Here is a 21,017-nt window from a genome sequence, read left to right as displayed (position 1 = left end):
CCCGCCCTTCCCCGCCCGCCCCACGGCCCCTCCTACGCCGCGAAGGGCCCCGGCAGTTCCCCCGACCCCCGCTCGATCAGGCGGGTCGGCATGACCACCGTGCGCGGTGGTGAGACGTCGCCGTGGATGCGGGCGAACAGCAGGTGTGCCGCGCTGGTCGCGAGGGCCACCGGGTCCTGGGCGATCACCGTGACGGGCGGGGTCAGCCGGTCGGCGAGCGCGAAGTCGTCGAAGGCGACGAACGCCAGGCCGGCGGGGAGGACGGTCAGGGCGCTGAAGGCGAGGATCTCGTTGCCGGCCAGCAGGGCGGTCGGCGGGTCGGGCAGGGCCAGCATCTCGGTGACGGCCCCGGCCGCCTCCGGGCCCGGCCGCAGACCGTCCCTGACCAGTGCCGGGTCGGCGGCGAGGCCGGCCGCCGCCAGCGCCGCCAGATAGCCCCGCCGGCGTTCGCCGAACGTCCAGATCCGGGGGGTGTCACCGATGTACCCGATCCTGCGGTGGCCGTGTGCCGCCAGCCGCCCCACCGCCTCCCGCACCGCGCCGAAGTTGTCGACCACCACGGCGTCCACGTTCAGCCCGGGTGCCGCCCGGTCCACGCAGACGATCTTCGTGCCCTGCGCCTGGGCCGGGCGCAGGAAGCGGTGGCTGCCGGCGGCCGGGGTGAGGATCAGGCCGTCGACGCGGCGGGCGGTGAACGCGGCGATCACCTCGCGCTCCCGGCGCAGGTCGGCGCGGCTGGAGCCGATGAGCATGACGCTGCCGCGCTGCCGGGCGACGTCCTCGGCCGCGGAGGCCACGGCGGCCATGAAGGGGTCGGCCACATCGTCGACCAACAGCCCTATGGTCTGGCTCAGTTCGTGGGTGCGACGTAACTGGCGGGCCACGTCGTCGCGTTGGTAGCCCAGTTTGCGGACCGCGGCCTCCACCCGCGCGGCGGTGCGCGGGGCGACGGCCGCATCGCCGTTGACGACCCGGGACACCGTCATCGCGCTGACGCCCGCTTCCGCGGCAACGTCCTTCATGGTCGGCCGGGTGGCTGCCACGCCACGTCCTCCACCTGCGTCACGTTTGAGCGTCGACTCGTTAACGTTACCAACTCGATGGCATATCAACAGACGTGCAAATAGCAAGAGTTGAGGAGCCGGACGACCCGGTCCGGGATCGGCTGCACCACCCTTGACACCCCGCTGTGAGCGCCCCAAGAATCAGCCAAGCTGTTAACGATACCAACCAGAAGGCACAACATGGCCTCTGCAAGGGAACCACTGCTCACCGCACATGGCGTGGTCAAGCGTTTCGGTCACGTCCAGGCGCTCCAGGGCGCCGATTTCACGGCATACCCCGGCGAGGTCGTCGCCCTCATCGGCGACAACGGCGCCGGCAAGTCCACTCTGGTGAACGTCCTGTCGGGCGTCCTCGCCCCCGACGCCGGCGAAGTCCGCCTGGACGGCGCACCGGTGCGGTTCTCCGGGCCGATGGACGCACAGCGGCACGGCGTCGAGACGGTCTACCAGGACCTGTCGCTCGCGCCGGATCTCGACGCGGCGGCCAATCTCTATCTCGGCCGGGAGATCGTGCGCGGAGGCCTGCTCGGACGGGTCGGCGTCCTCGACCGGCCCGCGATGCGCCGGGAGGCGGTCAAGGCCTTCGCCGAACTCGGCGTGGAACTGAAGGATGTGACAGCTGCTGTGACAACGTTGTCCGGCGGCCAGCGGCAGTCCGTCGCGGTGGCCCGGGCCGTCGCCTTCGCCAACAAGGTCATCTTCATGGACGAGCCGACCGCCGCCCTGGGGGTGGTCCAGCGCGCCCGGGTCCTGGAGACCGTCCGCCGGGTCGCCGACCGAGGCATCTGTGTGGTGCTGATCAGTCACAACATGCCCGAGGTGCTGTCGGTCGCGGACCGGGTGGAGGTGCTGCGGCTGGGCCGGCGCGTCGCGTCGTACACCGCGGCGGACACCACGATCGAGGAGCTCGTCGGGGCGATGACCGGATCCCTGGACGGGCCGGGCGGGGGCAAGGAAGCGGAGGGCGCACGATGACGGCCGAGAGCGAGAAGGCCCCCGTGGCCGTCGGCAGCCGTGCCGGGGTGCCGGACTGGCTCCGGCGCGCGGCAACGCTCAACGAACTGTGGACCTTTGTGATCCTCCTGGCGCTGGTGGTGTTCTTCACCATCGCGGCCCCGGGCAAGTTCTTCACCACGTACGACATCACCCAGATCGCCGTGAACGCGGCCATCTACCTGGTGCTCGGCGTCGGCATGACGTTCGTGATCATCACGGCGGGCATCGACCTGTCGATCGGGTCGGTGCTGGTGCTGGCCGCGGTGGCGGCGGGCGAGTACAACCTCCATCACGGCGGCCCGGCGTCGGGCTGGGGCACGGTCGCGATCTGCGTCGTCATCGCGCTGGCCGTGGGCACGGCCTGGGGCGCGCTGCAGGGTGTGGTGGTGGCCAGCGGCAAGGTGCCGCCGCTGATCGTGACGCTGGGCGGGCTCGGCGCGGCGCTGGGGATCGCCGAACTCGCCACCGGCGGCCAGGACCCGGCCGGCGCGGCCTCCACCCATCTGCAGAACAGCCTCGGCTTCGGCAAGCTGCTCGGGATCCCCTGGATGGTGATCCTGGCCGCCGTGGTGACCGCGATCTTCGGCGCGGTGCTGGCCGCCACCCGGTTCGGCGACCACACCCTCGCGATCGGGTCGAACCCGACCGCGGTACGGCGGGCGGGCATTCCGGTGGGCCGGCACCTGGTGAAGGTGTACGGCCTGATGGGGCTGCTGGCCGGGCTGGGCGCGGTGATGTGGCTGGCCTCGTACGGCACGACGTCGATCGCCGGGCACTCCACCGACAACCTCAAGGTGATCACCGCGGTGGTGCTGGGCGGTACCAGCCTGTTCGGCGGGCGGGGTTCGGTGCTGGGCACGGTGATCGGTGTGTTCATTCCGGCGGTGCTGACCACCGGGCTGATCGTGATCGGCGTCCAGCAGTACTGGCAGGACGTGGCGGTGGGCGTGGTACTGGTCGTGGCCGTCTACATCGACCAGATGCGCAGGAAGACCCGGGAGCGCGCATGACGCGCACACCCGTGGTTCGACCACGCGGGACGCAAGGGCACGGGACTACTCGATCGCGCAGGACAAGGAGAACTCTGTGATGGGGAGCATTCGCAGCAGGCGCGGGTTGCTGGTCGCGGTGGGCACGGTGCTGGCCCTCGGCGCGGCCTCGGCGTGCGGTTCGTCGGACGGCGGTGGCGGCTCGGGGAGTTCGGGCGGCGCCAAGGGCAAGAAGGTCCGGCTGATCACGGGGGTGAAGAGCGACCCGTTCTACATCACCATGACCTGCGCCGCGCAGCAGGAGGCCAAGGCCAAGGGGATGGACTTCACGGCCGACGGTTCCGCGCAGTGGGACGTGTCGGTGCAGCGCCCGCTCCTGGACTCGGTGGCGGCGGCCCGGCCCGACGGGCTGCTGATCTCGCCGGTGGACACCAGCGCGCTGACGCCCTCGCTCAAGCAGATCCAGTCGTCGGGCACCAAGGTGGCGCTGGTGGACACGACGGTGAGCGACGACTCCGTCGGGATCACCCGGATCTCGTCGGACAACGAGAAGGGCGGCCGGGTCGCCGCCGACGCGCTGGCCAAGCTGATGAACGAGAAGGGCTCGGTCATCGTCATCAGCGTCAAGCCCGGTGTGTCGACGACGGACGCCCGGATCAAGGGCTTCACCGAGGAGATGGGCAAGTACCCGGACATCAAGGTGCTGCCGACGCTCTACGACAACGACCTGCCGGCCACCGCGGCCTCCCAGATCCAGTCGACGCTCGCCGCCCACCCGGACCTGGGCGGGGCGTTCGCCGGCAACACCAACACCGGTACGGGCATCGCCACCGGACTGAAGCAGGCCGGCAAGCAGGGCACGGTGAAGGTGGCCGCGTTCGACGCCGAGCCCGACGAGGTCGCGGCGCTGAAGGCGGGCACCCTCCAGGTGCTGGTCGCCCAGGACCCGGCTGCGATCGGCCGGCAGGCGGTGGACCAGCTCGCCGACTCCTTCGAGGGCAAGTCGGTGAGCAAGACGATCGGCACCAACATGGTGGCGATCACGAAGGACAACATGAACGACCCGTCGGTCAGCAAGTACTTCTACAAGTCGCAGTGCTGACCGGACCGCCCGACAGGCACTCCTGACAGACGGTCAGCGGCCGGGTGGACCCGCCCTCTTGGGTCCGCCCGGCCGCCGGTCGTACTGCCGGTCCGGCTCAACTCGACGAGCAGGAGCCGCCGTTCAATGTGAAGCCGTACGGCGAGGAGTTCTTGCCGCTCCAGGTGCCGAGGAAGCCGAAGGACAGGGTGCCGTTCGGGGAGACCGACTGGTTGTAGTCGGCCGAGTCCGCGGTGACCCGGCCGCCGCTCTGGCTGACGCTCGCGTCCCACATCTGGGTGACCTTCTGGCCGTCCCGGAAGGACCACTGGACCCGCCAGCCGGACAGCGCCTGGGTGGTGGTGACGGTGACGGTGGCCTGGAAGCCGTCGGTCCACTGGTTGACCAGGTCGTAGGAGACCCGGCAGGTGGCCGCCGCGGATTCCGTGGGCGAGTGAGCGGGAGCGGGGGCTGCGGAGCCGGTGGCCTTGCCGCCGGTACCCGCCGTGGCGGTGGAGGTGCCCTGGGGCTCCGGGTCGGGGTTCCGGTCGGCCGGCTTGCCGGCGGTGGCCGACGAGGACGGGCCCGCGGTGGCCGTGTGGGTGGCGGGCGGCTCGCTCGACGGGGGCACGGAGGTGGGGTCGGCGACCGGCTGGCGGTCGTCGTGGGAGGCGGTGGCGGTGTCGTCGCCGGACCCGCTGCCCATCGGCATCATCGACACGCCGAGCGCCACCAGCGAGATCATGACCGCCGCGCCGAGCAGCCCGTGACGCAGCACCCGCCCCCGGCCGGTGCCCTCCTTGGGGTCGCCGCCGTCGTGGTCGCCGGCGCCCGGGCGGCCCGCGCCGAGCCGTACCTCGGCGGCGCGGCGGCGGCGTTCCAGGTAGGCGAGGCCACCCCAGCCGATGACCCCGCCGGCGAGCGCCGCGGGCAGTCCGCCGCCGTGCAGCCGCAGACATGCGGCGGCCTCGGCGCACTGCACGCAGGTGGCGAGGTGCCGGGAGAGGTCGTCGGGCGTGTCGGCCGCGGCGGACCGGGTGACCGCGTCCAGGAGCCGGGCGTAGCTGCGGCATTCGGCGGCCATCGGCGTGTCGAGGTGCGCGCGATGGCAGCGGTCCCGGAACAGGCCGCGCACCTGCTCCAGTTCCTGGGCGGCGACGACCGGGTCGAGGCCGAGCCGGCGTGCCACCGAGGGCAGCGGCAGCGCCTCCACTTCGGCCAGCCACAGCAGTGCGGCGTCCGCCTCCTGCATGTCACGCAGGCCGCGCAGGGCGACGGGCCGCTGCAAGGGCGGGCCCGTATATCGTGTGGCCTTCTCGGAGTTGAGCCACAGTCTGAGGTCCGGGTCGAGTTTGTGGCCCAGTCCCTCGGCCTCCCAGCCGGCGGCCGTGTTGCGGACGGCCGTGAGCAACAGCGGGATCGTCGGCAGCCGGGCGGCACGTCGTCCGACACTGCGGACCGGGGTGGAGTCCGTGTCACGGGCCTCGCGCATACCGAGGGCGAAGGCCTCGGTGGCCAGTTGATTGGCCGTCAGAGCGCCGGACGTGCACAGGTCGGCGTAGGAGAGCACCGCGTCCCAGCATTCGGAGAACAGCGCTGCCTCGGCGGCGTCCTGGGGGATCGGCAGGTCGGGCATGGGTCTCCTGCATCGAAAGCGAGGTCAACTCACCACATCGGCAATGGAGTTGGGGGGAACCTCGCGGCAGGACCCGAGCTTTTCACGTCTCCTGCACAACTGACAAGCGGCATATTCAAAACCGGTTACCGGTGGTCGTGTCACGGATCCTCCCCGTCACCCGTACCACCGGTCCCCGGCGTCACGCCAACCGCCGTGCTCAGCCGCCCTGACCGCGCCCCGGTCACCACCCGCCGCCGCCCGCCGCGCGCCCACGCCGGGTACGCCGACCGCGTGGAATCCTCGCGGTCACCGTACCGGGCGAAAGGTACGCCGACGGCCGATGGCGGAACATGGCCGTGGATCGCGGTCCGGCCGGAGAACGCGTTCGTGTCCGCCGTGGCCCACAACTCCGCCCTCCTATACGCACCGCAACCGCATTCCGACTCACCGTCCTCCCCGATCCCTCGGACATCGAGGCCCGGGAGGTGAGCGCGGTCACCGCGGGAGGAGCCGGGAGCCCGGCCCGCGCCCTCCGGAATGCCCAGGAGGGCGCCAGGCAGACCGCCTGACGCCCTCCTGTGTCCCGTGACCCGGGAGTCACACCTTCGTCGGTTCCTCCGCGGGGAGGCTGTCCATGAAGGAGCTGACGGAGAAGACGGCGTTGCCGGGGCCGGGCGGGCCGTAGCCGGGGGGCGACGACAGGCCGAAGTCCTCCATCGTCTGACGGTAGGCCTGGAGCAGGCGGATGTGGTACTCCAGCGGGGCGCCCTGCGGGTTGGCCTTGCCGAGCGGGGTCGTCGGCTCCGGGCACCAGGTGGTGAAGCGGGGCGTGATGCCGTGCGACATGAAGAAGCGCAGGCCCTCGGTGGTGGACTTGATCGCCTCGTCGACCGTGGTGAAGCCGAAGGGCTCGGCCATCTCCACACCGGCCACGAAGTTGGGGATCACATTGCGCGCGCCGAAGATCTCGGCCGAGTCCAGGATCCGCTTGTGCCACTCGTCCCGGCCGACGTACCGCTCCTTGCCCGGGCAGTACATCTTGAACAGGTACTCGTCCCACACCTCGTAGTTGGGGTGGTAGATCTGCACGCCGTAGTCCTTGAACCGCTGGACGTCGTCCTTGGGCAGCGCCTGGGCGACGACCTTGCCGATCCAGCGGTTCGGGAAGTGCTCCTCGATGGCCTTGGCGTACATGCCGTAGAAGTCGGCCTCGTCACGGCCCTGGAGCCTGGAGGTGATGGCACCGCCGGTGAGGGTGTAGGCGGTGGAGGTCTTCGCCGTGTCGTACCGGTCGATGATCTCCAGGGCCTCCAGGACCTCGTCGACGTCCTTCACTCCCGTGTAGGGCCGGCCGGCGGCCTTGTGCTGGCGCCAGTTGTGGTTGATGTCGCAGTACTGGCACTCTTCCTTGGCGCCGAAGTACTGGCAGACCCGGAAGACCGTGAGGTAGATCAGGTAGCCCCACTGGATGGTCGGGGCGACCTCCATCACGGACTTCCCGTTGGCGAGCTTGTGCCGGTAGTACTCCGGCATCGGCGGCACCCCGACGTCGGCGATCCGCTTGCCGTCCAGGTAGAGCCCGAGCAGCCCCTCCTCGTCGGCGGCCACCCGGTACGGCGAGGCGGGGTTCACGCGTACGGAGACGACGGTCCGGCGCAGGTCGTACGGACCGCCCGTGAGGATGATCTCCTCCGGCGGCCGGCGCAGCGCGGCCTCGCCCAGCTCCGGCAGGGTTCCGTGGTCGAAGGAGAAGATGAAGTACGACTTCGGCTTGACCTCGCCGCTCTCGTTGTCGCTCAGGGCGGAGGGATCGAAGGCGACACCGCCCCGGAGCAGGTCCTCCTTGAAGACGGCTTCCCTCGGTACGTGCGGGAACCTCTCCATCAGATCCTCGACCAGCGCGGTACGGCTGCCCATCCCGTGTCTCCTTCCGACTCAGGCGTTCGACTCCTCACGGTATGCCCCCGCTCGTTCGCCGGCCGTGCCGGGTCCCCTCACGCCGTGCGATTCGTCCATGTTCGGGATGTTTCACCCCTCTGTTCAGCTGCCGCCGGCCCGTCGGGTCGACTCGCGCAGCACCACATGCGTGCCCAGGACCAGGTGCTGGCCGTCCGGCAGGTCGTCGCGGTGCAGGGCGAGGCGGACGGCCGCGCGCCCCAGCTCCTCCTGGGGCACGTGGACCGTGGTGAGCGTCGGGTGGACGTCCCGGGCGACCGGGATGTCGTCGTACCCGGCCACCGCGATGTCGTCGGGGATACGGCGGCCGGATTCGCGCAGCGCCTGGATGACGCCCGCGGCGATCATGTCGGTGGCGGCGAAGACCGCCGTGAACTCCTTTCCTGAGCTGAGGAGTTCGCGGGTCGCCTGGTAGCCGTAGGAGCGGGAGAAGACGCCGTCGGCGATCAGGCCGGGGTCCGGGGTGAGGCCGAGGAGTTCATGGGCGCGGGTGAAGCCGGCGATGCGCTGGGCGCTGGTGGAGAGGCCGGGCACACGGCCCAGGTAGGCGATGCGCCGGTGGCCGCCGGAGAGCAGGTGGCTGGTGAGGGCGAAGGCGCCGCCCTCGTTGTCGTAGTCCACGACCGTGGCCGGGACGCCGGGGCCGAGCGGCGGCCGGCCGACCAGGACGAGCCGGGAGCCGGCCCGGTCCAGGGCGTGGGCGAAGTGGGTCATCCGGTCGTGGTAGGCCTTGTCCGCCAGGGCCCCGCCCACCACGATCACCGCGTCCGCCCGCTGCTCGCGCATCGTCTCCACCACGGCGAGGATGCGCCGCGGGTCGCCGTGCGTGGTGCAGAGCATGCACAGCCGGCCCTCCGCCGAGGCCTGCTCCTCGACCCCGCGGGCGATGTGCGCGTAGAAGGGGCCGGTGACGTCGTCGACGACGAAGGCGACCGTCTTGTTGGTGGCGCCGCCGAGCGCGCGGGCGTGCGCGTTGACCACGTAGTCCAGCTCGCGCATCGCCTTCAGGACCTTGGCGCGGGTGGTGGCGGCCACCGGGTAGGTGCCGCCCAGCACCCGGGAGACGGTCGACGCGGAGACCCCGGCCCGTGCGGCCACGTCCCGTACGGTCGAGGCGTCCCCGTTCGGCGCCGGCTGTGTCCGCTTCGCCACCGCTCGGCTCCCCTTCGTCATGTGTTCAGGTCACCCTACGAGACGCCGTCACGCGGCCCGTTCGAGGACCGAGTGGTCGACCGCGTACCGCAGGCCGTCGCCGGCCAGCAGCCGTTCGGCCTCCGTGACGACGGTGAGCCCGAGCCTGGCCAGCTCGTTGCCCTGCGAGCCGGCGAGGTGCGGGGTGACGAAGGCGTTGGGGAGGTCGAACAGCGGGGAGTCGGCGGGCAGCGGCTCGGGGTCGGTGACATCGAGGATCGCGGTCAGGCGGCCGGTGCGCAGCTCCTCGGCCAGGGCGTCGTGGTCGACCAGCGAGCCGCGCGCGGTGTTGATCAGTACCGATCCGTCCGGCATCAGGGCGAGTTCGCGGGCGCCGACGAGACGGCGGGTCTCGGGGGTCTGCGGGGCGTGCACGGTGACGATGTCCGAGGTGCGCAGCAGCTCGTCCAGCGGCAGCAGCGGCACACCGAGCCGCGCGGCCTCCGCCTCGTCGACGTACGGGTCGGCCAGGCTCACCACCAGGTCGTGGGGGCGCAGGAGCTCGATGAGGCGGCGGCCGATGCGGGAGGCGCCGACGACGCCGACCCGGCGGTGGAAGTTGCCGATGCCGGGGACGATGCCGCCGTAGGGGTAGGTGCGCCGGGTGCGCAGCAGGTCACGGAAGGCGAAGACGTCCTTTCCGGCGAGGAGGACCATCGCGAGGGTGTACTCGGCGACGGGCAGCGCGTTGGCGGCGGCCGCCGAGGAGACGAGGATGCCGCGCTTCCAGACCTCGGACGTGGTGAAGCCCTTGACCGAGCCGGCCGCGTGCAGCACCGCGCGCAGTGCGGGCACCGCGTCCAGCGCGGCCGCGTCCAGGGTCGGGCAGCCCCAGCCGGTGACGAGGACCTCGGCGCGGGCGAGCGTCTCCCGGACCCGGGGATCGGTGAAGTCGTCCACCACCACAGTGGGATCGATTTCTACGCACGCGCGCAGCCGTGCGAGCACCTCCGGCGGGAAGATGTGCGGCACGTTCTGGGCTGTCATGGCGAACACTGCCTGGGGACGCTCGGGCAAGGAAGTGACCTTCCGGCTCGGTGACGCGCGGATAGCAACCGGTCTCTACCGTAGGTCTCGGCGAATGAGAGGGTCAATGCACACGCACTCTCCGGCGGACGAGAGCGCGGAGTACGACAGGCACGGCAGGGCACAGCACGGCACGACCGGCACGGCACGACCGGCACGACCGGCACGGCACGACAGGCACGGCACGGCACGGCGGGGCACGACCGGCACGGCACGGCACGACAGGCACGACAGGCACGGCACGGCACGACAGGCACGACAGGGCACGACCGGCACGGCGCGGCACAACACGCACGGCACAACTCGCACGGCACAACCGGCACGGCACGACAGGGATGGGACGACACGATGACGGATCCGGCGCAGACGGTCACCAACTGGGCGCGCAACATCACGTACACGGCCAAGGAGTTCCGCCGCCCGGACTCGCTCGACGCGCTCCGGTCGCTGGTGGCGGGCGCCGCGCGGGTCCGGGTACTGGGCAGCGGGCACTCCTTCAACCGCATCGCCGACCCGGGTCCGCAGGGCCTGCTGGTCTCGGTCGCCGGGCTGCCGCCGGTGATCGAGGTGGACACGGCGGCCCGCACGGTCCGGGTCGCGGGCGGGGTGCGGTACGCCGAACTGGCCCGCGCGGTCCATGCGTACGGCCTGGCGCTGCCCAACATGGCCTCGCTGCCGCACATCTCGGTGGCCGGTTCGGTGGCCACCGGAACGCATGGCTCGGGCGTGGCCAACGGGTCGCTGGCGGCGCCCGTCCGGGAGGTGGAGCTGGTCCTCGCCGACGGTTCGACGGAGACGATCGCGCGCGGCGACGCCCGGTTCGAGGGTGCCGTGACCTCGCTGGGCGCGCTCGGGGTCGTCACCGCGCTCACCCTCGACCTGGAACCGGCCTACGAGGTCGCGCAGACGGTGTACGTCGAACTGCCGCTGACGGGGCTGGACTTCGCGGCCGTGTCCGGCGCCGGGTACAGCGTGAGCCTGTTCACCGACTGGCGGGAGCCGGGCTTCCGGCAGGTGTGGGTGAAGCGGCGCACCGACCGCCCCGCCGTGGACTTCGGCTGGGCCGCGCCCGCGACCGAGGCGATGCACCCGGTGCCGGGCATGCCGGCGCGCAACTGCACCGAGCAGTTCGGGGTGCCGGGGCCCTGGCACGAACGGCTGCCGCACTTCCGGGCGGAGTTCACGCCGAGCAGCGGGGACGAGCTCCAGTCGGAGTACCTGCTGCCGAGGTCGACGGCCGTCGAGGCGCTGCACGCGGTCGACGCCGTCCGGCAGGCGGTCTCGCCCGCGCTGCTGACCTGCGAGGTGCGGACCATCGCCGCCGATCCGCAGTGGCTCAGCCCCGCCCACGGCCGGGACTCCGTGGCCCTGCACTTCACCTGGGTCGACGACCTGGCGGCCGTACTGCCCGCGGTGGGCCGGCTGGAGGAGGTGCTGGCGCCGTTCGAGCCGCGTCCGCACTGGGGCAAGGTGCACAGTGTCCCCGGCGAGGTGCTCCGCGGCCGCTACCCCCGGCTGGCCGACTTCCGTGCGCTGGCCCGGACCCTGGACCCCGAGGGGAAGTTCGCCAATCCCTTCGTCCAGGACGTACTGGGCGGATGACGAGCTCGCGGAGCCCTTCGAGCGGCTTAATAAAGCCCTTTTCCTAATCCCTTGTCGAAAGCCCGCCGCAGCCCATAGCCTTGCGCCGTGTGAAGCACACATCACGTGACATCCGCACCGCGAACCGCTACGAGGTGCTGCGGCACATCATCGCCGAGTCTCCCACCTCACGGCAGGAGCTGGCGTCCGTCACCGGGCTGAGTCTGGCCACGGTCGCCACGCTCGTCGGCGAACTGCTCGAACTGCGGATGATCACGGAGGTCGGCTTCGAGGACTCGGCGGGCGGCCGGCCCCGGGGGCTCGTGGCGGTCAACGCCTCGGGGGGCGCGCTGATCGGCGTGGACATCGCGGAGACGTACGTCCATGTCGAGCTGTTCGACCTGGCGCTGAACGTGCTGGCCCGCGCCGAGGAGGACATGCGCCCCGGCGAGCACCGGCCCGAGCAGGTGGTGAGCCATGTCGCCGCCGCCGTCGGCTCGGTGGTGGCGCAGGCCGGGGTGGAGGGCGCGCGGGTGCTGGGCGTCGGGGTGAGCGCGCCCGGGCAGGTGGACCGGGACACCGGTATCGCCGAGTACGCGCCCAACTGGGACTGGCACGACGTGCCGTTGCTCGACCTGCTGTCCGAACACGTCGCCTACCCCCTCCACCTGGACAACCCGCTGCGTGCCTGCGCGGTGGCCGAGCAGTGGTTCGGGGCGGCGCGCGGGCGCGGTGACACGGTGGTGGTGAACCTCGGCACCGGGGTCGGCGCCGGGCTCGCCCTCGGCGGCGGACTGCACCGGGGCGTCAGCAACAGCGCCGGGGAGTGGGGGCACACCACGCTCGTCCTGGACGGGCGGCCGTGCCACTGCGGCAACCACGGCTGTGTCGAGACCTACGTCGGCGCTCCCGGCATCATGCTCAACCTGCGCGAGTCGAGCCCGGACAGCCCGCTGCTGCACCCGGAGGACCAGACGGCCACGATCGAGGCGCTGGCCCGCGGGGTGGCGGACGGTGACCCGGTGGCGGTCAAGGTGGTGCGGGACACGGCCCGGTACATCGGCGCCGGGGTCGCCAACCTGGTCAACCTGCTCAACCCCGAACTGGTGGTGCTCAGCAGCTGGGTCGCCCGCAGGCTCGGTGAACCGCTGCTCCACGAGGTCCGCGAGGCCGTCCGTCGGCACGCGCTCGGGCGGCCGTTCGCCGCCACCGAGATCATGCTCTCCCCCATCCCCACCGACCCGGTCTGCCTCGGCGCGGCCACCTTCGCGCTGGAGGGGGCGCTGCGGTCCGTGGGGCAGCGCAACGGGGTGCGCCCGGGCCGTACCGCGTCCGCCTCGCGGTGATCGATCAGTCCAACTCTCGAGTCCTTTAGTCCATTGCCGGGCCCCTCGGCGCTCTGCGACGGTCGTTGCGTATCCGCGGCCGGTCGGCCTCCCAAACCGGCCGGCCGTACGTCGTGTACGGAACGAGGGAGTCCCCCAGCGTGGCCGGAAGCATCGAGGTCCGCGGTCTGTCCCGCACCTTCCACACCACCGTCCGGCGCCCGGGTCTCTCCGGCGCCCTGCGATCCCTGGTCAACCCCGAGCGCGTCGAGAAGCACGCGGTCTCCGACATCACCTTCGACGTCGCCCCCGGCGAACTCCTCGCCCTGCTCGGCCCGAACGGCGCGGGCAAGTCGACCACCATCAAGATGCTCACCGGCATCCTCACCCCGAGCTCCGGCCACGCCCGGGTCGCCGGCGTGGTGCCGTACCAGGAGCGGGAGCGCAACGCCCGTAACATCGGGGCGGTGTTCGGGCAGCGCACCCAGCTGTGGTGGGACCTGCCGGTGCGGGAGTCGTTCGCCATCCTGCGGGACATCTACGAGGTGCCGAGGGCCGAACACGCGGCGCGGCTGCGGGAGTTCGACCAGCTCCTCGACCTGTCCGCCTTCTGGGACACCCGGGTCCGGCACCTCTCGCTCGGCCAGCGGGTCCGCTGCGACCTGGCGGCCGCCCTGCTGCACGACCCGCCGGTGGTGTTCCTGGACGAGCCGACGATCGGCATGGACGTGGTGGTGAAGGAGCAGGTCCGCGAGTTCCTGCGGTACCAGGTGGCCGAGCGCGGCCGTACCGTGCTGCTGACCACGCACGACATGACCGAGGTCGAGCGGCTCGCCGAGCGGGTGGTGCTGGTCAACCACGGGCGGCTGGTGCTCGACGGCTCCCTGGAGGAGATCCGCCGTACCTTCGGCTCGACCTGGCAGGTGCGGGCCACCCTCGCCGACCCGCACACCCCGGTCGGCCCCCTGCCGGGCGTCACACTGGTGAGCCGGGACGGCCCCCAGGTGGTGTTCGGCCCGGACGGCCCGGCCGCGCCCACGGTCCACCAGGCGCTGAAGCTGGTCATCGAGCGGTACGAGGTGACGGGCGTGGCGGTGGACGAGGCGGACCTGGAGGACGTCATGCGGGCGGCCTACGTGCAGGCCGAGGCGGTCTGAGATGGCCCTGTCCCACGGCTGGCGCGCCGCCCGGGTCACCCCGCTCGGCGAGCTGTACACCCCGCCCCGGATCACCGGGGTGCTGCTGCGGCTGACCGTGCAGGTGGTGCTGGTGGCCTCGCTCTGGCGCGGCCTGTACGCCCAGTCCGGTACGACCGCGGGTCTGGACCGCGGCCAGGCGGTGACCTACGCGGTGATGGCCGTACTGGCATCCCGGCTGCGGGAGCTGGACCAGTACGCGGGCCGGGACACGGTCATGCAGCATGTGCACTTCGGCACGATCGTCTACTGGTACCTGCGACCGATGCCACCCAGGCGCTACCACGCCCTGCGCGCGATCGGCGAGCAACTGTACGGTCTGACCTGGGCGTTGGCCGGATACGCGGTCTGTCTGGCGGTCGGGGTCGTGCAGCCGCCGGGTTCGGCGGCGGTGGCGGGCGTGTTCGTCCTCAGCCTCGCGCTGGGCCAGTTGGTCCTGTACCACGTCATGCTCCTCATCGACCAGCTGTGTTTCTGGACGCTGCGGAACACGGCCGCGATGCTGATCCTGGTCTTCGCGCAGAACCTGCTGTCCGGGGTGTACGCGCCGCTGTGGTACTTCCCGCACTGGTTCATCACGCTGAGTTCCTTCCTGCCCTTCCAGGCGACCCTGAGTGTGCCGCTCTCGCTGTACGTGGGCCGCGTCCCGCTGTCGGACGCCCCCTTCCAGCTCGGCGTCCAGGCCGCGTGGGTCGTGGCCCTCTACCTGTTCACCCGGTTCGTGTGGCGGCGGGCCGCCCGCCGCGTGATCTCGCAAGGAGGCTGAGACCGATGAACGCCGTACGGATCATGTGGCGCATCACGCGCCTCAACTTCCGCGCCCAGCTGGAGTACCGCACCGAGTTCCTGATGATGATCGCGATCGGCGCGGTCTGGCAGGTGTCGGTGATCGTGTTCGCGACGGTGCTGCTCACCCGGTTCGCCGGGATGGGCGGCTGGGACAGCGGCGACGTCCTGCTGATCCCGGCGACCCGCATGCTGGCGCACGGCCTGTTCGTGCTCCTCCTGGGCCGGGTGCACGGTCTGGGCCGGAGCATCCAGGAGGGCAGGATCGACGCCTACCTCCTGCGCCCGCTGCCCGTCTACCGCCAGGTCCAGCTGGAGTTCTTCCCCACCAACGCGATCGGCGACCTGACGGTGGCGGCCGGTCTGATGGCGGGCGCGCTGGGCCGCAGCGAGCTGGACTGGACGGCGGGCCGCATCGGCTACCTGGTCGCGGCCGTCCTCGGCGGGATGCTCCTGGAGGCGGCCCTCTTCACGGTGGTGGCCTGCGCCTCGCTGCGTTACCCGGCCGCCGACTACTGGGGCCGCTGGCTGGAGGAACTTCTCGGCACCTTCGGGAGCTACCCGCTGAACGTCCTCCCCCGCGCGGTCGGCGGCCTCCTCACCTACGGCCTGCCCCTCGCCTTCGTCGCCTACTTCCCGGCCGCGGTCCTCACCGGCCACGGTCACTCGACGGGCGCCCCCTACTGGCTGGCGGCCGGATCCCCGCTCCTCGGCCTGCTCGCCTACCTGGCGTCGCGCCGGCTGTGGCGGTGGGCGCTGGGCCACTACACGGGGGTGAACGGCTGACCGGCCGAGGAAGACCCCGGAGGGCGTCGGTTCGCCGGTGGGCGGTCGGCGTAGGGTTCGCGGGACACGGAAGGGGAGCCGTGACGTACGAGGCGCGGCGGGCGGAGCGCACGCAGCGGACAGCGGTCGGGCAACCGCTGTGGAGGCAACGGGACTTCGGCTTCTTCTGGCTCGCCCAGACGCTGTCCGTGCTCGGCGACTCCTTCAGTCTGGTCGCGCTGCCCCTGCTGGTCCTCCAGGCGACCGGCTCGGTGGCGCGGATGGGCCTGCTCACCGCCGTCGGTGGGGTCGCGATGGTGCTGGCGGCGGTCTTCGCCGGGGTGGTCGTGGACCGGGTCGACCGGCGGAAGCTGCTCATCGCCTGCGACCTGGTCCGTATGGTCCTCTACGGCCTGGTCCCGGTCGTCTGGCTCGCCGGGCCGCGGCTCTGGCTGCTGTACGTGGTCCTGCCGCTGTGCGAGGCCGTCGGCATGCTCTTCGCCGTCGGGTACGTCACCGTCGTACGGGGACTTGTCGACGTCACGCGGCTCACCGAGGCCAACGGGAGGGTCAACGCCACCGCGGCGGCGGCCGGTGTCCTCGGTCCCCTGGGCGCGGGTCTGCTGGCCGCCTGGACGGGGCCGGCCGACGCGGTGGCCGTGGACGCGGCGAGCTATGCCGTGTCGGCCGCCCTGCTGTTGCTGGTCCGGGTCCGGGAGCGCGCCGGGGACGACCAGCCGGCCGGGAAGCGGGGGGTGTGGCGTGACCTGCGCACCGGGATCGGCTATCTGGTCCGGCACCCCGTCCTGCGGTCGGTCACCGGACTGCTCGCCGTCTTCAGCTTCCTCAGCCTCGGCATCAACGACCTGGTCATCTACCACCTCAAGCACGACCTCGGCCACGACGACGGCACGGTGGGCACGGTGCTGGCGGTCGGCGCGGTCGGCACGATCACCGGGGCGCTGCTGGTCGCCCGGCTGCGGCGGCGGCTGGGCTTCGGGCCGACCTGGATCGCGTCGATGACGGTGTGCGGACTGGCCTTCGCCGGGCTCGGCCGGGTGGGCTCGGTGCCCGTGGTGGCGGTCCTGTGCGCGGTCTACCTGGCCTGCGTGGGGGTGGCGGGCACCTGTTCCATGTCCCTGCGCCAGGAGATCACCCCGGAACCCCTGCTGGGCCGGGTCACCTCCGCGCACTGGACCCTCCAGTACGCGCTGGCCCCGGCCGGCGCCGCCGTCCTCACCTGGGCGGCCGAGCGGTACGGCACCGCCGCCGTGGCCGCCGTAGCCGGTGTCTGCTGCACGCTGACCGGCCTCGCCGCCCTCGGCACCCCGATCAGAAGGGCGGCGCCGGTGCCCGCGGCGGCCGCGCCGGAACACGGCAGGCTTCCCCGCGCCGGCGACGACCAGGAGGCATGACTTCCGCACCACGCACCACAGGTCACAGAACGTCGACGTGCACCTCGCCCCCTACGGCAAGGACCGGTTCCTGCTCTCCTGGGAGTCCCTGAAGAACGCCAAGTGCTCGGCCGGCACCTGCACCGGCACGCGTCTGCGGCTGGTCGACCGGAGCGGCAGGTGCGTCAGCGCCGACAAGGTGGTGAGCGCGCGGATCACCGGTGACGTCGCGGTCCTCAAGGACTCCGCACTCACCTGGGCCCACGCGCCGGTCACCCCCACCTACGGCACTCCGCTCACCGGGGCGTCCCCGACCACGACGACGCTGCGGATCGCCCGTCTCACGCCGTGACGGGTGCCGCCCCACCGAGCGCCTCGACCATCCGGCGCATGACCTCGACGGGCAGCGCCGGGTTGCGGGCGGCCGTCTCGACGCCGCCGCCCCGCAGCAGCTGCGTCAGGAGCACTACCGGCAGGCGGGGATGAAGGGCGGCCGCGTGCCGTACGTGCTCGTGGGGGTCGGCCAGCAACCGGGCGGCGGCGACGGGGGACAGCCGGGGGTCGGTCGCGGCGCGATAGCGCACCTCGTCGCTGGGGTCGCGGCTGAGCCGTTCCACCAGGCCGGGCGTGGACTCGGGGTCGTCCATTGCCAGTCGGCGCATCCGCGGGCTCGGGTCGTCCGCGTAGCGCAGCAGGCCGTGGCGCGGGAAGTTCGGGTGGCCGCGCGGACGGTCGGGGCTGGAGAGGCTGCCGGTCCACCACTTCCACACCCGCAGCAGCATCTCGGCGGGCGCGTCGTCGCAGGATTCCGCGAGGAAGAGCTGGACGACCCGGTCCTCGTCGTCGGCCAGGCCGGCGACCGCGTCCGGCGGCAGCTGCCGGGCGCGGGCGACGCTTCTGCGGACGAGGGGGTGGGCGGAGGCGGCCAGGCGGCGCATGGCCTCGGGGTCGTCGTGCAGCTCCGTGACCCAGTCGAGCGGGAAGTAGTGGCCGCTCGGATCGAAGTCGACGGGGATGTCCGCGCGTTGTTCCTCGGTGAGGTCCGCCCGGATGGACACCGACCAGCGGACGCGGGCGTCGGGATCCCCTGCGAGCAGGGCGACCAGGTCGGGGTCCAGCCAGGGGTTGTGCGCGAGGGAGCGACGCTCGTCCGAGTCGCCGTGGCGGGCCAGGTGCTCGGCGAGTTCGCGCTCCAGCAGGCAGCTCTCCAGCGCCTCGCGCTTGACGTCCCCGGACGCGTACACCGACCGGGGCATCGGGTGGTCCCGGTGGTGCAACGGCAGCGTCCGCTCGCGCACCGTACCGGACGGGTCGGCCAGGAGCGCCGCCCGGGCCGTGGCGTCGAGGTGCGGCCAGGCGGTCGCGCAGGCCACCGCCCGTACCCCGCCGTCCGGGTCGGTGGAGGCCAGGGCGACCGCCAGGTCGGCGGGCAGGCCCTTGAGACGTGCTGCCTCGCAGCGCACGCGTGCGGACGGATCTGCGGCCAGCTCGCGGCGGGTTTCCTCGGACAGCTCGGCCCCGCGCTCGGCAGCCACCGTGGCGAGGAGCCACCGGTGCCGTTCCTCCCGCTCGGCCGCGATCAGGCGCGCCCACTGTCCGGGCGTGATGTTCGGCTGATGCTCGGCCGCGCTCATCCGGACCTTCCAGTCCGGGTCGGCCAGCAACGCGTCCACGACAGCCGCCGGCATGGCGCGGTACATGGCGAAGGAGGTCTTCTTCAGCAGCAGAGGCCGTAGGTCCTCCGGGAGGGACGGGTTGAGCGAGAGGCCGCTCGCCCAGGAGTCCAGCACCTTCCGCGTGGGCCCGGGCGCCCGGAACAGCGCCTCCCAGGCGGCCGCCCGGTCCTCCTCGGTCTCCGCGGCGGCGGCCTGCGCGATCGCCTCCTGCCGCTCCCGGATCCGGTCGACGGCTACAAGCCAGACCGCGTACTCCTCCGTCGTGGCTCCGACCAGGGCCTCCCCGTCCAGGGAGAGCGTCACGAACTCGGGCTGTCCGGGCCGCTCGCCGAAGACTCCCGCGAGGTCCCAGGCGTCGGTGAGCCGGACCCGTATCCAGCCTCTGCGGTTGCCGTGGAAGTCGACGAGGAACACCCCGTCCCCGTCGAGCAGTCCCGCCTCGGACGCCAACCGGTGCCAACGCGCATTGAGTTCGGCGACGAGATCGGGATGATCCAGCGCGACCTCCGCGGTCGGCTCCGCGTCCCCCTTGATGACATGGCGCCACGCCACCGGCGGCGGCACCACCTCCTCGACACACGGGTCCGCCACCAGCTCCAGCCCGGCCCGCCCCAGCAGTCCGGTCAGTTCGTCCTTCCACCCCATGATCCGCATCATGCCCGACGCGGCTCAGCCCCGCGCGATGTGCTCCACATCCACTCCGGAGTCATGCCACCGGACCCGCAGTCCGGGACCGTCGCTCCACAGAACGGCCAGCTCCCGGGTCCCCGCGGCGCGCACGGTCACCGTCCCCGCCAGCGGCTCGGCGTCCGTCGCGCCGGTGAGCCGGCCGAGCGCGACGAACAGGGTCTCGTCCTCCCCCGTGACCCCGGCCAGCTCGGCGTCGAGGCCCACGACGGGCAGCAGTTCGGCCCGTAGCCCCTCCGGTGCGGCCCAGCCGGTCACCCGCACCGGCGTGCCCGGTTCCGCCCCGGCCACCAGGAAGGCCCGCACCTCCACGGCCCCGCGCGCCAGCACGGCACTCGTCACGCGAGCCCCCGACGCGGCCGTGTGCCGGGAGGCCGCCCAGCCCTGCCCGACGCCCAGCGGCTCGATGTCCGTCCGGCTCGGATCGCCGCCGACGAGCACGCTGTTGTCGTACGACGCCGAAGGCCGTGTGACGGTCGAGTAGCCGAGCCGGGTGTAGTACGGGTCGTAGCGGACGTCCTCGCTGCCGTGGTTGTGGAGGCGGACGATCCCGTCCGAACTCGTCGACTGGAGGAGCCAGTTGGCGGGGGCGATCGGCGTGACCGCGTCGGCGCGCTCCACCGGGCCCGGTTCCTCCGTCGCCGTCCACACGTCGTGCTCCGCGGGGAGCAGCAGGCCGAGGAAGCCCTTGCTCGCCCAGTACGGGGACGCCGGCCCCGAATAGCCTTGCAGCACCGCCGCGTCGGGCCCGTGCCAGCCGAGGGTCAGGAGTCCGTGGGCGTCCACCGCGCCCCGGTCCAGGAAGTACTTCAGCGCTCCGGAGGCCAGCCGCCGGGTCTCCCCGGGGGACAGGGGCGTGCGTCCGGTGAGCGCGCCCAGCCAGAGCGGGGCCGTGGTCGCGAAGCGGTACGTCAGGGAGCGGCCCTGGTGCATCGGGGCGCCGTCGCCGCCGAACAGCCGGGCGTAGTGGGCGAGGTGGCGTTCCAGACGGCCGCCGTACAGGTCGAGCAGTTTCTCGTCGCCGGCCAGCCAGGCGTGCAGCACCGGGTAGAGGTGCATCGCCCAGCCGTTGTAGTAGTCGAACTTGCGGCCGTCGCCGTCGGTGTACCAGCCGTCGCCGAGATACCACTCCTCGATGCGGGCCAGGCCGTGGTCGACAGCCTTGCGCGCGGCCTCCGGCTCGTGGCCGACCTCGGCGAGGAAACCGCCGACCGTCACCGGGAACAACTCCCAGTTGCAGGGCCAGGGTTCGGCGGTGAGCGCGTCGGCGAGCCAGGCCGCGGCGCGCTGCCGCACCCCGTCGTCGAGGCGGTCCCACAGCAGGGGGCGGGTCAGGCGCAGGGCGAGGGCGACGGAGGCCGCCTCGACGAGCGGCTGGCTGCGGTCCTCGACGCGCGGCCAGCCGCCCGACACACCGGCCGCGAGCCCGTCCGCGTACCGCTGGAGCACCGTCTCGTCCCGGCGGAAGGCCGCGAGGAGCAGGGTGCGGGCGTAGCCCTCCAGGCCGTCGGAGAGGCGCCCCGACCAGCTCTGGTGGTCGCCGGGGAGGTGGTAGAGGGCACGGTCCGGGGTGGCGTAGGGCTCCACGGCGGCGAGCAGGGCGTCGGCCGCGGCCTCCCAGTGGGCGCGGGTGTAGCCGGTGCGCGGGCTGGGGCCGCGGTCCTCGGCGGGCAGCTGCATCGGTGC

17 protein-coding genes are annotated in these 21,017 nt (G+C 72.3%); 10 read left to right on the top strand and 7 right to left on the bottom strand.

Features of this window, described 5'->3' with window-relative positions; genetic code table 11:
• Positions 1 to 32: 32 nt before the first annotated feature.
• Complete coding sequence (locus tag ACWDGI_RS32465; protein WP_450765341.1) at positions 33 to 1,022, bottom strand: LacI family DNA-binding transcriptional regulator; 990 nt, start codon at positions 1,020 to 1,022, stop codon at positions 33 to 35.
• Between the two features lie 222 nt (positions 1,023 to 1,244).
• Between ACWDGI_RS32465 and ACWDGI_RS32460 the strand changes: the two genes are divergently transcribed.
• The 3 genes from ACWDGI_RS32460 to ACWDGI_RS32450 all read left to right on the top strand — a co-directional run bounded on the left by ACWDGI_RS32460 (position 1,245) and on the right by ACWDGI_RS32450 (position 4,151).
• Positions 1,245 to 2,039: an ATP-binding cassette domain-containing protein gene (locus ACWDGI_RS32460; protein WP_450765159.1), complete on the top strand. Its 795-nt coding sequence runs from the start codon at positions 1,245 to 1,247 to the stop codon at positions 2,037 to 2,039.
• The gene (locus ACWDGI_RS32455) at positions 2,036 to 3,070 is read left to right on the top strand and encodes an ABC transporter permease (RefSeq protein ID WP_362566015.1); all 1,035 of its coding nucleotides are present in this window, start codon (positions 2,036 to 2,038) and stop codon (positions 3,068 to 3,070) included. Before ACWDGI_RS32460 ends, ACWDGI_RS32455 begins: the two co-directional genes overlap by 4 nt.
• A 79-nt stretch (positions 3,071 to 3,149) precedes the next feature.
• The gene (locus ACWDGI_RS32450; RefSeq protein ID WP_450765156.1) at positions 3,150 to 4,151 is read left to right on the top strand and encodes an ABC transporter substrate-binding protein; all 1,002 of its coding nucleotides are present in this window, start codon (positions 3,150 to 3,152) and stop codon (positions 4,149 to 4,151) included.
• A gap of 97 nt (positions 4,152 to 4,248) precedes the next feature.
• Here the strand turns inward: ACWDGI_RS32450 and ACWDGI_RS32445 are convergent, their stop codons facing one another.
• The 4 genes from ACWDGI_RS32445 to ACWDGI_RS32430 all read right to left on the bottom strand — a co-directional run bounded on the left by ACWDGI_RS32445 (position 4,249) and on the right by ACWDGI_RS32430 (position 9,912).
• A complete protein-coding gene (locus ACWDGI_RS32445) occupies positions 4,249 to 5,766 on the bottom strand; it encodes a cellulose binding domain-containing protein (RefSeq protein WP_450765154.1) in 1,518 nt (505 codons plus the stop codon).
• Positions 5,767 to 6,345: 579 nt separating this feature from the next.
• Positions 6,346 to 7,665, bottom strand: a complete 1,320-nt coding sequence (locus tag ACWDGI_RS32440; protein ID WP_450765152.1) for a radical SAM protein — start codon at positions 7,663 to 7,665, stop codon at positions 6,346 to 6,348.
• A 123-nt stretch (positions 7,666 to 7,788) separates the two neighbouring features.
• Positions 7,789 to 8,856 carry a LacI family DNA-binding transcriptional regulator gene (locus ACWDGI_RS32435; RefSeq protein WP_450765150.1) on the bottom strand — a complete coding sequence of 356 codons (1,068 nt, stop codon included), beginning with the start codon at positions 8,854 to 8,856 and terminating at the stop codon, positions 7,789 to 7,791.
• Between the two features lie 48 nt (positions 8,857 to 8,904).
• Positions 8,905 to 9,912 carry a hydroxyacid dehydrogenase gene (locus tag ACWDGI_RS32430; RefSeq protein WP_450765148.1) on the bottom strand — a complete coding sequence of 336 codons (1,008 nt, stop codon included), beginning with the start codon at positions 9,910 to 9,912 and terminating at the stop codon, positions 8,905 to 8,907.
• Positions 9,913 to 10,269: 357 nt separating this feature from the next.
• Here ACWDGI_RS32430 and ACWDGI_RS32425 point away from each other — a divergent pair, with 357 nt between their 5' ends.
• From ACWDGI_RS32425 to ACWDGI_RS32395, 7 genes are all read left to right on the top strand, one after another.
• Positions 10,270 to 11,523: an FAD-binding protein gene (locus ACWDGI_RS32425; RefSeq protein ID WP_450765146.1), complete on the top strand. Its 1,254-nt coding sequence runs from the start codon at positions 10,270 to 10,272 to the stop codon at positions 11,521 to 11,523.
• A gap of 89 nt (positions 11,524 to 11,612) precedes the next feature.
• A complete protein-coding gene (locus tag ACWDGI_RS32420; protein WP_450765144.1) occupies positions 11,613 to 12,848 on the top strand; it encodes an ROK family transcriptional regulator in 1,236 nt (411 codons plus the stop codon).
• A gap of 140 nt (positions 12,849 to 12,988) precedes the next feature.
• Positions 12,989 to 13,984 (top strand): ABC transporter ATP-binding protein, encoded by a 996-nt coding sequence (locus ACWDGI_RS32415; RefSeq protein WP_450765142.1) that lies wholly within the window; start codon positions 12,989 to 12,991, stop codon positions 13,982 to 13,984.
• Between the two features lies 1 nt (position 13,985).
• Complete coding sequence (locus tag ACWDGI_RS32410; protein WP_450765140.1) at positions 13,986 to 14,789, top strand: ABC transporter permease; 804 nt, start codon at positions 13,986 to 13,988, stop codon at positions 14,787 to 14,789.
• Between the two features lie 5 nt (positions 14,790 to 14,794).
• A complete protein-coding gene (locus ACWDGI_RS32405) occupies positions 14,795 to 15,595 on the top strand; it encodes an ABC transporter permease (RefSeq protein WP_450765138.1) in 801 nt (266 codons plus the stop codon).
• An 80-nt stretch (positions 15,596 to 15,675) separates the two neighbouring features.
• Positions 15,676 to 16,989 carry an MFS transporter gene (locus ACWDGI_RS32400; RefSeq protein ID WP_450765136.1) on the top strand — a complete coding sequence of 438 codons (1,314 nt, stop codon included), beginning with the start codon at positions 15,676 to 15,678 and terminating at the stop codon, positions 16,987 to 16,989.
• A gap of 37 nt (positions 16,990 to 17,026) precedes the next feature.
• The gene (locus ACWDGI_RS32395; RefSeq protein ID WP_450765134.1) at positions 17,027 to 17,320 is read left to right on the top strand and encodes a hypothetical protein; all 294 of its coding nucleotides are present in this window, start codon (positions 17,027 to 17,029) and stop codon (positions 17,318 to 17,320) included.
• Here ACWDGI_RS32395 and ACWDGI_RS32390 read toward each other — a convergent pair.
• Both ACWDGI_RS32390 and ACWDGI_RS32385 read right to left on the bottom strand, forming a co-directional pair.
• Complete coding sequence (locus ACWDGI_RS32390) at positions 17,310 to 19,289, bottom strand: PE-PGRS family protein (RefSeq protein ID WP_450765132.1); 1,980 nt, start codon at positions 19,287 to 19,289, stop codon at positions 17,310 to 17,312. The genes ACWDGI_RS32395 and ACWDGI_RS32390 overlap by 11 nt on opposite strands.
• 24 nt (positions 19,290 to 19,313) lie before the next feature.
• Positions 19,314 to 21,011 (bottom strand): DUF2264 domain-containing protein, encoded by a 1,698-nt coding sequence (locus ACWDGI_RS32385; protein WP_450765130.1) that lies wholly within the window; start codon positions 21,009 to 21,011, stop codon positions 19,314 to 19,316.
• Between the last annotated feature and the right edge of the window lie 6 nt (positions 21,012 to 21,017).

This window comes from Streptomyces sp. NPDC001220, from assembly GCF_053597895.1.
The sequence above is the reverse complement of the archived record's forward strand: the minus strand, read 5'-3'. Positions and strand labels throughout refer to the sequence as shown.